9 protein-coding genes are annotated in these 13,145 nt (G+C 69.0%); 4 read left to right on the top strand and 5 right to left on the bottom strand.

Going from position 1 to position 13,145, the window contains the following annotated elements:
• The first annotated feature begins 194 nt into the window (after positions 1-194).
• Positions 195-749 (top strand): MarR family winged helix-turn-helix transcriptional regulator, encoded by a 555-nt coding sequence (locus tag ACIQU6_RS35990; RefSeq protein WP_403485941.1) that lies wholly within the window; start codon positions 195-197, stop codon positions 747-749.
• Positions 746-3,301 carry an MFS transporter gene (locus tag ACIQU6_RS35985; RefSeq protein WP_403485940.1) on the top strand — a complete coding sequence of 852 codons (2,556 nt, stop codon included), beginning with the start codon at positions 746-748 and terminating at the stop codon, positions 3,299-3,301. Before ACIQU6_RS35990 ends, ACIQU6_RS35985 begins: the two co-directional genes overlap by 4 nt.
• 79 nt (positions 3,302-3,380) lie before the next feature.
• Here ACIQU6_RS35985 and gntA read toward each other — a convergent pair whose 3' ends face one another.
• Positions 3,381-4,106: a guanitoxin biosynthesis heme-dependent pre-guanitoxin N-hydroxylase GntA gene (gntA, locus tag ACIQU6_RS35980; protein ID WP_403485939.1), complete on the bottom strand. Its 726-nt coding sequence runs from the start codon at positions 4,104-4,106 to the stop codon at positions 3,381-3,383.
• A 301-nt stretch (positions 4,107-4,407) separates the two neighbouring features.
• On the opposite strand from gntA, the gene lpdA reads away from it, so the two are divergent.
• On the top strand, positions 4,408-5,808 hold the full coding sequence (gene lpdA, locus ACIQU6_RS35975; protein WP_403485938.1) for a dihydrolipoyl dehydrogenase: 1,401 nt from the start codon (positions 4,408-4,410) through the stop codon (positions 5,806-5,808).
• A gap of 431 nt (positions 5,809-6,239) precedes the next feature.
• Here the strand turns inward: lpdA and ACIQU6_RS35970 are convergent, their stop codons facing one another.
• The 4 genes from ACIQU6_RS35970 to ACIQU6_RS35955 form a co-directional block, all read right to left on the bottom strand.
• Positions 6,240-6,704 carry a hypothetical protein gene (locus ACIQU6_RS35970; RefSeq protein WP_403485937.1) on the bottom strand — a complete coding sequence of 155 codons (465 nt, stop codon included), beginning with the start codon at positions 6,702-6,704 and terminating at the stop codon, positions 6,240-6,242.
• A 1,188-nt stretch (positions 6,705-7,892) separates the two neighbouring features.
• Positions 7,893-9,554, bottom strand: coding sequence for a GMC oxidoreductase (locus tag ACIQU6_RS35965; protein ID WP_403485936.1), 1,662 nt, complete (start codon positions 9,552-9,554; stop codon positions 7,893-7,895).
• 450 nt (positions 9,555-10,004) lie between these two features.
• On the bottom strand, positions 10,005-10,658 hold the full coding sequence (locus ACIQU6_RS35960; RefSeq protein ID WP_403485935.1) for a response regulator: 654 nt from the start codon (positions 10,656-10,658) through the stop codon (positions 10,005-10,007).
• A complete protein-coding gene (locus tag ACIQU6_RS35955; protein WP_403485934.1) occupies positions 10,633-11,640 on the bottom strand; it encodes a sensor histidine kinase in 1,008 nt (335 codons plus the stop codon). Before ACIQU6_RS35955 ends, ACIQU6_RS35960 begins: the two co-directional genes overlap by 26 nt.
• Positions 11,641-12,402: 762 nt before the next feature.
• Here ACIQU6_RS35955 and ACIQU6_RS35950 point away from each other — a divergent pair.
• Positions 12,403-12,870, top strand: a complete 468-nt coding sequence (locus ACIQU6_RS35950) for an ATP-binding protein (protein ID WP_403485933.1) — start codon at positions 12,403-12,405, stop codon at positions 12,868-12,870.
• The last annotated feature ends 275 nt before the right edge of the window (positions 12,871-13,145 follow it).

The following is a 13,145-nucleotide window of genomic DNA, read 5'->3' as shown; positions in this document are numbered from 1 at the left end:
TTCCTCCGGGAAAGCCGGGGGCCGTGTCGGAGGCCCTCGGTTGACGCCCCTGAGCCCGGGCCGTGACAGGTCGACCCTTGGTCAGCGGCACCTGCTTCCACCCGCTATGCTTGCTGGATACAAGCAATGTATCCAGTGGACCGGCTGGATCGCGCTTTCACGCATGCGCCCATTGAGTGCGAAGGATCACGACGATGAGCAACGGCACGGTCCATGCCTCCGACGGAGCGGGGGTCCCGGAGATCACCGCCGCGTCGAGTCTGGACGAGGTAGCCGCGGGGCTCGGGACCGAGATGGTCCGCTTCACCCGCCTGATCGCGGCCTGGAAGCAACGGGTCAAGCACGACGCCGGCGCCGCCGACCGGGTGCTGCTGGCCAGGCTGGTGTGCGGCGGCGACCAACGGGCGACCGACCTCGCCGCCGACGCCTTCCTGGACCTGTCCACCGTCAGCAGGCAGGTGCGCTCGCTGGTCGAGCGCGGTCTGGTCGCCCGTCGCCCGGACCCGGAGGACCGGCGCGGTTCGCTGCTGACCGCCACCGAGGCGGGCCGGGCCCGCTTCGAGGACTACCGGCGTCAACGGGACGCCGAGTTGGCCGGGATCCTTGAGCCCTGGTCGCCGCAGGACCGGGCCGACCTGATCCGGCTGATGAGCCGGCTCAACCACGACCTGGCAGAACGTCAACACTCACGACCGTGCTCAGGGGGAGACCAGGGCACCGCCGTGGAGCAGGGAGAGATACGTAGATGAGCACAGCCACCTCTCCGCCGGGGGCGCAAGCCAAGGCGATACCGGGGGCGGGGGCGCTCAGCCACCGCCAGATCCTCACCATCCTCAGCGGTCTGATGCTGGGGATGTTCCTTGCCGCGCTCGACCAGACCATCGTCAGCACGTCCATCAGGACCATCGCCGACGACCTGCACGGCCTGAGCCAGCAAGCCTGGGCGACCACCGCCTACCTGATCACCTCGACGATCGCCACCCCCCTGTACGGCAAGCTGTCCGACCTGCACGGTCGCAAGCCGTACTACCTGACGGCGATCAGCATCTTCGTCATCGGCTCGGTGCTCTGCACCTTCTCCACCTCGATGACCGAACTCGCAGCGTTCCGCGCCATCCAGGGCCTCGGCGCCGGTGGCCTGATGTCGCTGGCACTGGCGATCATCGGTGACATCGTCCCGCCCCGGGAGCGCGCCCGGTACCAGGGCTACATGCTCGGTACGTTCGCCACCTCCAGCGTCGCCGGTCCGCTGATCGGCGGCGCGCTGGCCGGCCAGGCCCACCTGCTCGGCATCACCGGCTGGCGTTGGGTCTTCCTGGTCAACGTGCCGATCGGCATCATCGCGCTGTTCGTGGTGGCCAAGGTCCTCAACATCCCGCACACCCGGCGCAACCACCGCATCGACTGGTGGGGCGCGCTGACCATCAGCCTCGGCGTCGTCCCGCTGCTGCTCGTCGCCGAGCAGGGGCGGGAGTGGGGCTGGACCTCGTCCAACTCCGTTGCCTGTTACGTCATCGGCGTCGTCGGCATCATCGCCTGGATCTTCGTCGAGCGGCGGATGGGCGACGACGCGCTGATCCCGATGCGGCTGTTCCGCAACGGCACCTTCAGCAAGACCAGCCTGCTGTCCGTGCTGATCGGTATGGGCATGTTCGGCGGGATGCTGATGATCCCGCAGTACCTCCAGATCGTGAAGGGCGCCAGCCCCACCAAGTCCGGCCTGGAAATGCTGCCGTTGATGGCGGGCATGATGATCGCCTCGATCGTCTCCGGCCAGATCACCGCCAAGACCGGCCGCTACAAGATCTTCCCGATCATCGGCACCGCGCTGATGGTCGGCGCGATGCTGCTCTTCCACTTCCGCGTCCAGTGGGACACCCCGCTGTGGGAAACCATGGTCTACATGCTGGTCTTCGGCCTCGGCCTGGGCGGCTGCATGCAGACCCTGGTGCTGGCCGTGCAGAACGCGGTGCCGCCGAAGGACATGGGCGTGGCGACCGCCTCGTCCACCTTCTTCCGGCAGATGGGCGCCACCGCCGGTACCGCGATCTTCCTGTCGGTGCTGTTCAGCACCGTCGGCGACAAGATCGGCGACGCGTTCAAGAAGGCCGCCTCCACCCTGCGTTTCCAGGAAGCGCTCAAGGACCCCTCGGTGCTGCAGGACCCGGCCAACAAGCCGGTGCTCGACATGCTCAAGCACCCCGTCAACGGCGGCTCCTCGGGCGTCCTGAGCGACTCCTCGTTCATCCAGCACCTCGACCCGCGACTGGCCGAGCCGTTCAAGCGCGGCTTCGCCGACTCGATGCACACCGTCTTCCTGATGGGCGCGATCGTCGTCGCGGTCGCCTTCGTGCTGATGTGGTTCATCAAGGAGGTGCCGCTGCGGCAGATCTCCGGCCTCCAGGCGCGGGCCCAGGCCGAGGCCGAGGCCAACGGCGAGGTCCCGGCGGCGGAAGCCGCCGCGCCCGCCCAGGAGGAGGCGGCCCCGGCCGCCGCGGCCGTCGAGAGCGTCCCGGACCCCGGGCCGACCGGGTCCGGACCGGCCATCCACGGCACGGTGCGGGACAGCGACGGACGACCGGTGCCGCAGGCCGCGGTCACCCTGATCAGTGTCGGCGGCCGCCAGCTCGGCCGCGCCACCACCGACGCCGACGGCGGCTACGCGCTGCCGACCACCGGCCCCGGCACCTACGTCCTGATCGGCTCCGCCGGCGCCCGCAAGCCGCAGGCGCTGACGGTCGTGGTGGGCGCCGAGCCGGCCCTCTTCGACCTCACGCTGAGCGGCGCGGCCGGACTCTCCGGCGAGGTCCGCGAGGAGAAGAACGACGACCCGGTACCCGGTGCGCTGGTCGTGGCCACCGACGTGCGCGGCGAGGTCGTGGCCTCCGGCGTGGTCGGCCAGGACGGCGGCTTCGCGTTCAACGAGCTGACGCCCGGCAGCTACACGCTGGCCGTCAGCGCGGAGCGCCACCGCCCGTCGGCCCTCCAGGTGGAGGTCGCCGCCGGCGACCGCAACTGGTACGAGATCCGGCTGACGTTGGGCGCCCAGGTGCGCGGCACCGTCCGCACCGCACAGGGCGGCGCGGTCAACGACGCCCGGGTCACCCTGCTGGACCCCACGGGCAACGTCGTGGGCAGCGCCACCAGCGGCCAGGACGGTGAGTACGTCTTCACCGACCTCGACAGCGGCGAGTACACGCTGATCGCCAGCGGCTACCCGCCGGCCGCCGCCCCGCTGCGGCTGGACGCCTCCGGGCAGACCGAGTGCGACATCGAGCTCAGCCACGACACGGTGAACTGACACCCACCGCGAACGGCACGAGCCAGGGCCCGGCGACCTCGGTCGCCGGGCCCTGGCTCGTGCCGGGAACTCCCCGGCGCTATCCCTGCCGCCGGATCAGCTCGCCGTCCACGCCATCGGCACCGGAGGCTGCGGCCTCCTCGTGCCGGGAGGCGAACGGGCACGACCACGCCCGCTCCGTGTACCGACCCGAGAAGTGCCGGGCGGGCTGCTCGTACTCGTACGTCACGAAACTCGGGTTCACGGAACCGTTGTTGTGCACCTCGCGCCGCCGGATCGCGTCCTGCATCGAGTAGAACTTCTCGCCGAGCAGCACGAACTGCGTCAGGGAGTTGAACGCGACGGCCGGCACCGGGAAGCGCCGACTGGCCCGGGACGCGCCGGGGTGCATCCCGACCAGGAAGAACGACATCCCACCCACATGGAATCCGAACTCGGGCCGGGTGGGGTCGGAGGTGTAGCCGGTCTCGGTGCCGTGGTCGCGGCTGTCGAGGTCGTGGATGTGCTGCAGGTGCCGCCACAGCGTCTGCTCGTAGCCGAGTTCGTCGAGGTCGCCGGGGCCGTCGAAGGTCGCCACGAAGGTGCGGAAGCCCTGGGACGACAGTCGCGGCCGGACCTTGGCGGCGTACGCCAGCACGTCGCGGTGGTTCTGCTCGGCGGACCGCGGCTCGCCCAGCTCCCCGTAGTGGCGGTGGGTGAGGGTGTCGCGTTTGAGGGCGGCCCGCGCGCCCAGGCAACTGAACTCGCGGCTCTGTATGAAGCGTTCGAGGGCGGCGCGGTGCGCCGCGGTATGGGATTCGGTCATGATGGGCCTTGTGGGGTGTGTGGGACGGGAGAAGGATTAAGGGGTAATCCGGGAAGATCGCGACTGTCGCGACCGACAGTGCGGTGCATCGATCACCACAGCAAGGGCCTAACCGGACAAAATCTCCCCGCGGCGGGCTGTGCGAGGCGCCGCTCCCGGGGACGTACCGACGCCCCCGCCTGGACCGTGACGCGCTGCGACCCCGTCCGCCCCCGCCTAGGCTGCCGAACATGGACGAGCGTAGCGAGCGCAGCCCGGCCGGACGCACGCCCGGCACGGGCACCGGAAGCGGGATCCCGACATGAACACACAGTTCGACGTGGTGGTCCTGGGTGCCGGACCCGGAGGGTACGTCGCCGCCATCCGAGCCGCCCAGCTCGGCCTGCGCACCGCGATCGTCGAGGCCAGGTACTGGGGCGGTGTCTGTCTCAACATCGGCTGTGTGCCGTCGAAGGCGCTGCTCCGCAACGCCGAGATCGCCCATATCGTCAGCCGCGAGGCGAAGACCTTCGGCATGCGGATCGACGGGCAGGTCACCTTCGACTACCGGGAGGCGTTCCTGCGCAGTCGCCGGGTGGCCGAGGGCCGCGCCAAGGGCGTGCACTTCCTGATGAAGAAGAACGGGATCGAGCAGTTCGAGGGCGTCGGTGCCTTCATCGACCCGCACACCCTCCACGTCACGCTCGGCGACGGCCGGACCGAGACCCTCACCTTCGGCCATGCGATCATCGCCACCGGCTCGGTCACCCGCCTGCTGCCCGGCACGGCGCTGAGCCGCCGGGTGGTGACGTACGAGGAGCAGATCCTCTCCGACGAACTGCCGGGCAGCATCGTGATCGCCGGGGCGGGCGCCATCGGCGTCGAGTTCGCCTACGTCCTCCACAACTACGGCGTCGAGGTCACCCTCGTGGAGTTCCTCGACCGCGTCGTACCGCTGGAGGACGAGGAGGTGTCCGCCGAACTCGCCCGCCGCTACCGCAAGTTGGGCATCAACGTGCTGCCCTCCACCCGGGTCGAGGGCATCGACGACTCCGGGGAGAAGGTGCGCGTCACGGTCACCACCGGCGGTCAGCGGCAGACCCTGGAGACCGACCAGGTCCTCCAGGCCATCGGCTTCCAACCACGCACCACCGGCTACGGGTTGGAGAACACCGGTGTCCGGCTGACCGAGCGCGGCGCCGTCGACATCGACGGCCGCTGCCGGACGAACGTGCCGCACATCTTCGCCATCGGCGACGTCACCGCCAAGCTGATGTTGGCGCACGCCGCCGAGGCGATGGGCGTCGTCGCCGCCGAAACCATCGGCGGCACCGAGACGATGGAACTGGACTACCTGATGATCCCGCGGGTGACGTTCTGTCAGCCGCAGATCGCCAGCTTCGGCTGGACCGAGGCCCAGGCCCGCGAGCAGGGCTTCGACGTACGGGTGGCCAAGTTCCCGTTCACCGCCAACGCCAAGGCCCACGGCATCGGGGAAACCGCCGGCTTCGTCAAGCTCATCAGCGACGCCCGCTACGGGGAGATCATTGGCGCTCACCTCATCGGCCCCGAAGTCACCGAACTCCTCCCGGAGTTGACGCTGGCTCAGAAGTGGGACCTGACGGTCCATGAGGTGGCCCGCAACGTGCACGGCCACCCCACCCTCGGCGAGGCCGTCCAGGAGGCGGTGCACGGTCTCGCGGGGCACATGATCAACATGTGACCGGGGCGCACCTCCGACAAGCACTCTGGCCAGCGCACAGCTGACTTGGGAGGAGTGCGGACGCGGCCTCTGGGATTTTCTGGGACATCGGGGCGAGCCGTGTCGAGTGCGGGGCCGCCCCGGGCCCTCTGTGAGCGTGCCTGTTCCTCAAGGCGGAGTGCGTCATCGAGGGGCTGTAGGCCGGAGACGTTGTTGCGTGGTATTCCAGAGCCGCCAGCGGCGAGGTGCTGAACCGGAGAGACCAGTCGTCTTCCAAATCCAGGTCGAAGGCACTGGCGATCAAGACGGGATGCGGCAGTTCGGTGTGCTGCCAGACGTTCCACTTCTCGCGATCGGCGCAGCCATGGTCGATGTTCTTCTCATGAGTCCTAACTGACTCAACGTCAACTCTCTTGCGTCTCGGGGCAACCTCAAGGCCGGGCCCGTCTACCTCATTGGACATGCACCTGGATGGAGGAACAGGTTTCCACAAAACCGTTCTGGTTGGAGACCTCCATCCGGACGGGGAGGGTGTTCCCCTTGAGGATGTCGTTCGGGGTGAGCGTGAACGTGACGGTGATCGGCACACCGGGTTGTGCCGATGAGTTGGGGAGTTCCTGATCGATGATTGTGATCGGAAAGCCCAGGTACGTGGCTGTGACGCGGAGGTGCAGGTACTGTGCCGCGGCGCTGGGGATCATGCCGATCTCGACGGTGTAGGGCGTGCCAGGGTTCAGGTCAGCCACTGGTCCTTCGGCGTTGGAGACCATGACGTCCCGGACAGTCCCTGTGCCTCCACAGCGGGTGAAGTCCACCCGTCCCGCGTTGGCGGCCGGTGCGAGGATAAGACTCGTCACTGCCAGCGTCATGGTCATGGCAGCGGTGACGAGTGAGCGACGAATATGCGGTCTTGCCATGGTTCTCTCCTTCGGCTGCGGAGCGGGAACCTAGGTCGGGGGGCCGGTGCCGAGGCTGAGGAGACGGGACCGCATGTGTACCTCCCTCCGGCTTGTGGGGTGAGGGCGTGACGTCAACGCGCGGCTTCGCACTGCTCGGATTGTCCATCTGTGGACGCATTCTGACCAGATGGTCGAAAGAGGCGCATGAGTGTCCGGGGCAGGCGCATAACACCGGACTCGCGCCCCCGCGCCAGAACCACAGCAACCCGCCGGGCCTCACTGGTCGCTTTGCGCAGTTGCTCAGTCAACCGCTCCGCCTCGGCATGCCCACTGGCTCCGGCGGTCGGCCCTGCTCTGACTCGCCCAAAGAAGCCCCCTCTCCATGGTGCGCCAGCGAGGGGCACCATGGGGTGTCCGGGAGATCGAGAGTCGCAGACCAGGCGGCTGTCCATCCCCAAGCCGCCGGCCTGCCAAGCTCCGCGCGCTGAACTGTTTTCTGCGCAAAGCACTGACTTCAGCTGCGCAGAAAAGAGTTCAGCGCCGAGGTCGGAGCCGTGCGCGCTGAACTCTTTCCCCCCGCCCGACAGGCCAGCGTGGGCGATTCACCGTGGGCGGCTGACATCAGCCATGTAGGCGTGGATGCCCCGCCGTTGGATCCTCTCGCCAGGGAGACTCTGGGAACCCTTCGGAGGCGGCGACAGCTTGCGCTTCTTCCGCGACCAGGAGCACCGCCACGAACGGGTGACGCCGCCCACGACGACAGCGCGGGTCCGGCAACCTGACCAGCCGCTCCGCCAGCGGTAGCCCCGAACACCCCTTCAACGGGACGGACTTGACCAAGCAAACAGTGGAAGACTCCCGGCACGTCGGGGCTCCGGTTCAGCAGAACGACTTGGCGCTCGCCTGCTTCAACCGGAGCCCCGTTGCTCATGGAACGGCCCGGCCGGACATCGTCACAACGTCGTGATCAGCACATCCACTTGATCACCCGGACTTTGGAACGGCCCTGGCCGTCGGGCGGAGTGCATGGATTCCCTTTCAGCGAAGACACATGGGGTTCGGCGCGCGAGCCCCGCGCGGATCGGCTGGCCGCACCCCCCTTTGATCTCACGCGAGCGACCGGAAGATCCGTAGACCCGGGCGGGGCAAGAAGGAGGGTGCGGCCCTCGGTGTCCGCAGCCGACCGGTGCGGTGGACCGCCGCAGGCTAGGACGCGGTCCTGACGTCCTCCGCGATGATCCGCTCGACGTTCCGCTCGGCCAGCGCCGTGATGGTCACGAACGGGTTGACCCCGATCGACCCCGGGATGAGCGCGCCGTCCGTGACGTAGAGGTTGCGGTAACCCGCGACCCGGCCGTACCCGTCGGTGGCCTTGCCCAGCACGCAGCCGCCGAGCGGGTGGTAGCAGAAGTCGTCGGAGAAGTTCTTGAGTTGCGGCCCGAACAGGTCGTAGCGGTACATCGTCGTGTTGGCCTTGTTGATCCGGTCGAACAGCGACCTCGCGGCCTCGACCGCGGGCGCGTTCTGGGCCCGGGTCCAACGCAGCACCGCGCGGTCGGTGGCCTTGTCGTAGACGAAGGTGCCGCGCTCGGGGTTCTTGGTGATCGCCAGGTAGAGGCTGACCCAGGTCTCCACACCGGCCGGCATCGGCGCGATCTCCGCGAAGACCGGGGCGGCCGGGTTGTCCCAGTCGTCGATCCCCAGGGCGGGGATCGACGACTGGTGGGCACCTGTGGGGTTCCAGATGTGGTTGGCCCGCCCGGTCATGATGTTGCCGTTGGGGCCCCACCCCTCCCCGACCTCCGAGTTGAGGCGGGGCAGCGCGCCGGTCTCCCGGGCCCGCACCAGCAGTTCGGTCGAACCCAGGCTGCCGGCGGCCAGGAACAGGTGGCGGCAGGCGATCTCCTTGTGGGTGACGACCGTGCCGTTGGCGTCGCTCTGGACCACGGACAGCACGTAACTGCCGTCCGCCTGCTGCCGGATCGCGGTGACCCGGTGCAGGGTCTCGATGGTGACCTTCCCGGTGCCGAGGGCGGCCGCCAGGTAGGTCTTGTCCAAGCTCTGCTTGCCGTGGTTGTTGCCGTAGATGACCTCGCCCGCCAGCGCGGACTTGGGCGCCGCACCGCTCGCCTCGCGCCGCATGTGGTCGAAGTCGTAGACGTTGGGGACGAAGGTGGTCTTCAGGCCCGCCTTGCCGGCCTGTTCGCGCGAGACCCGCGCGAACTGGTACCACTCGGTCTCCTCGAACCACGCGGGATCGATGTGGTTCACCTTGAGCGCGGCGTTGGCGCGCGGGAAGTACCGCTCGTACATCTGCGCCGCGTCCACCTGCGGCAGCACTTCCTCGAAGTACGCGCGCTTCGGCACGACCGCCATGCCGCCGTTGACCAGCGAGCCGCCGCCGACGCCGCGCCCCACGTACACCGACATCTCGTCGAAGTGCACCCTGTCCAGCACGCCCGCGTACGGGTCGATGTTCCGGTTGATCACGTCCAGCCACAGGAACGAACCGAGCGGGGCCTCGGTGCGTGACTTGAACCAGCTCGAACGGCGGTCCGGCGTGAGCATGCCGCAGAAGACGTTGCCGTCCTCGGCCGGCTTGTTCCACAGCTGGCCCATTTCGAGCATGAGCGTGGGAATCCCGGCCTCGCCGAGCCGCAGCGCGGACACCGCGGCGCCGTACCCGGTACCGATCACCACGGCCGGCACGAACGAGCCGCTGTCGGCGCGCGGAGCCCGCTGTTCGGCGGCGGTGGCACGCGGGGCGGCGGAAATCGTGGTCATTCCGGCGACGGCGGCGCCGCTGAGGGCTGCCAGTCCGAGCAGCCGGCGCCGTGACAGATGCTGGTTCTGCTGGTTCTCGAACACGTTGAGGGTACCTGGCCTTCGACGAAGGAATTTTCCCCGCAGGGCTGATCCGCGGGGGCCGTCCCGATGGGAACCGCGGGCCGACCGGCAGCCCGGGCCGCCGCGCCTCCATCCTGGGCGCCAAAGACTGTGGGAAATGCCAGAAGTACGAGGGCCGTTGGCCGACTACAATGCGGCGCCCGAGCCCCGACCGTCCAGGCACTGGGGACGGTGTGGGCCGACTCGCGCGGCAACGCCGCAGGGGGATAGGGGCGTCAGGGGGCTGTGGCATTCCACCGTGCGAGGTGAGGGCGTTGCGAGACCACTTGACCAGGAGGTGAGTGCCTGGACTGCGCCGGTGTCGAGCGGCGCCGAGGGCGAGCCAACCACCTTGCTGAGCAGGGTACTTGTCGCCGTCGGCGGCGGTTGTCGTCTCGGCGCGACCGTCGGACGGTCGGGTCTGCGTGGGTGCTACGGGGAGGCGGCTTCGGCGTTGCGGGCGAGGAGCGCTGCCTGGACGCGGTTGCTGAGTTCGAGTTTGGCGAGCACCCGGCTGACGTGCATCTTGACGGTGGCCTCGCTGGCGGACAGCGAGCGCGCGATGTCCGCGTTGGACAGACCCTGTCCGACGAGGTGGAGGACTTCTCGCTCGCGCGCCGTGAGTGATTCCAGTTGGGCCCGCTCCCGTGCGGTCAGTGCCTGGTGTTGCTGGAGCAGGGTGTCGATGACTTGCCGGGTCACGGAGGGCGAGAGCACGCCGTGACCTTCGGCCACGTCGTGAACGGCGCGGATGATCTCGGTCGGTGGGGTGTCCTTGAGCAGGAAGCCGGCCGCTCCGGCGCGCAGCGCCTCGGTCACGTAATCGTCGAGCTGGAAGGTCGTGAGGATCACCACGGCCGGCGGCGTGGCCATCGCCCGCAGGGTGCGGGTGGCGACGATGCCGTCCCCGCGCGGCATCCGGATGTCCATGAGGACCACGTCGCAGGCATGGGCGCGCGCCTGCTCGATCGCCGCGTGGCCGTCGGCGGCCTCGGCAACGACGTCGATACCGGGGTCGGCCTCCAAGATGGTGCGCAGCCCATGACGTACGAGGGATTCGTCATCGACGATGATCACTTTGATCACGGGACGACTCCTGAAGGGTGGGCGTTGCTGCCTGCGAGGGGTGCGCAGCGCGGTGCGGAATGGTGGCGTCGACGCGGAAGGCGCCGTCGGCCTGCGTGGTCGCCTCGAAGGTGCCACCCAGAATGCGGAGCCGCTCTGCCAGGCCCACCAGGCCGTATCCGGCCGAGGGCAGGTCTTCGGCGGGGCTTGCCGTGGGCGGCCCGTTGGCGATCACGATGCGCACGGCGTCGTGACTGTCGTGCACCTCGACGGTCACGTGGGCGCCGGGCGCGTGCTTGAGCGCGTTGGTGAGCGCTTCTTGTACGACGCGGTAGACGGTGACCTGGGTGGCCGCGGGCAGGGCGTCCACGGCTCCCTGTAGCCGCAGGGTGATGTCCATGCCGAGACGGCGGCAGTCGGCGACGAGCGTGTGCAGGTCGGAGGTGGTCGGGGTGGGTTCCAGAGGGGCCTTCTCCTGGCTCTGGTGTCCGGTGAGGACGCCGAGGATGTCGCGTAGTTCGACGAGTGCCTGGGTGCCGGCCCGGCGGATGCGTTCCGTCTCCTGACGGACCCAGTCAGCTCCGCGGTCGGCGCTGACCTGCAGGGCTCCGGCTATGAGAACGACGTGGCTGACGCGGTGGGCGACCACGTCGTGCAGTTCCCTCGCGATCCGGGTGCGTTCCTGTTCACGGGCATGCTCCGCAAGGAGGGCCTGCTGGCGCTCCTGGGTCGCGGCCTGTTCGCGCATCGTGGCGATGAGTTGTTGCCGGGTGGCGACGTACAGGCCCATCAGCAGGGGAGTGGCCACGAAGGGCACCCCGTGGACCAGGTCCAGGCCCAGGCCGCCGATCTCGGAGGCGGCCGTCTGTGAGGCCAGGGCGAGGAGACCCAGCGCGACCAGGCGCAGCCGGGATCGGTAGAGGCCCCCGAGGGTGTAGACCATGACCACGACGGCGCCGGGCGCGTAGCAGAACACGTGCGCAATGAGTACGACACCCGTCACCAAGCGTGGGAATCGGTACCGCCAGAGAACGAGCAGTCCGACCGATCCCGCAGCGACCGCCGCCCAGTGGGGCTTTCCGGTCAGCAGACCGCTTCCCGGGTGGACCAGGGAGTCCCCGACGCCGTACGCGGCCGCAGCCAAGGCCACTGCGATATCCACCGCGGACGGATGCCACCGGCTCCGATGTCGCGTTTCGGTGCGCGGAGATACGGACGAATTCATTACAAAAAGGATACGTACGGTGGGTGGCGGTGCGGCAGCCCCGCTTGGGGCGTGAAGAGCGGAGGCTCCACTGCCTGGCACGGTTCGCCGGAGGGCGTCGCCTGCCTCAGCCTCAGGCCCGTCCCGGCGGGAGCGGGGTGGGGCCGGGGGCGGCGGCGCGGCCGTCGGGCCGCTGCCGGTATCGGTTGCGGGAGGCTCATGCCTGTCGATCGGTGGGCCTGGCTCGTTGAACTCTCCTTTCTCTTATGCCGGTTGCGGTTGCGGCACGCAGGTGACCCAACGGATCACGCCCCGCTGCGGGCCTACTTTCGTCGGTCTGTGCTCCATCCGAAAAGGTGTCGCTTCTGCCCCGCGGCGCGTGGTGCCGTAGTCCTACAAGGCTCGCCATCGGCGACAGGAGAACGGTGGATGAGCCGCGGCCCCAGTCACGGCGTCGACGATGTGGGCAGGGCGTAGCACTCCCCGCTCACGCGCCACCTAGGCGGACCTCGGCGGAGACCAGGGCCGGTTGAGGTCAGGGTTCGAAGGAGTCGGATTGCCATGATGCCTCTCAAGATCTCGCCGCGGCACCCCTGTGCTGTCACATGGTCCCGACACGCGCTTGGCGTCAGCCCCGCCAGGACTGCCCGGGGCCTCGCCCGCCAATGGCTCACCCACCACGGGTGCAGCGCCGATCTCATCGAGGCGGTCGAGCTGGTGGTCGCCGAGCTGGTCGCCAACGCCGTGAAGCACTGCAGCTACACCACCGGGCTGAGCCTGCACATCGTTCACCCCACGGACCACGCCGAAGGAGCCTTGCGCATCGCCGTGCACGACCCCGGCCCCGGGGAGGGCCTCCGCGCCGTGGCGAGTGCGGAGACGGAGTGCGGTCTGCGCGAGTGCGGCAGGGGACTGGCGATCGTCGCCGCCCTCAGCCAGGCATGGGGCGTGGTCCGGCACGAGGCCCAACACAAGCAGGTGTGGTGCGAGTTGACGATCCCTCGGTGCCGGAGTCTCGTCGCCGCCTGATCGTCCCCGGCGGTAGCCGCCGCGGTCGAACGGTGGCAGCGGCCTCTGGTGTGGGAACGGCGGACAGGCGCGGCAGACGGTCGGCGCACGCTCGGACGGGCGCCGGGCGGACGCGGAGGGCGAAGCCGGATATAAGGATTCCTTTACTTCCCTGTAAACGGGCAACTGCTTATCTGTGCACTCATAACGGGCCTGATCGCCAAGCGGGACACCGTTGGCTGGGCCCGGCCACTCCCCGCTGAGGATGCGGCCAGGCACGCGGCGCCTGTGTCGCG

The organism is Streptomyces sp. NPDC090442 (assembly GCF_044769405.1).
In the GTDB taxonomy this organism is placed as follows: Bacteria; Actinomycetota; Actinomycetes; order Streptomycetales; family Streptomycetaceae; genus Streptomyces.
This window is presented reverse-complemented; position numbering and strand designations above follow the sequence as displayed.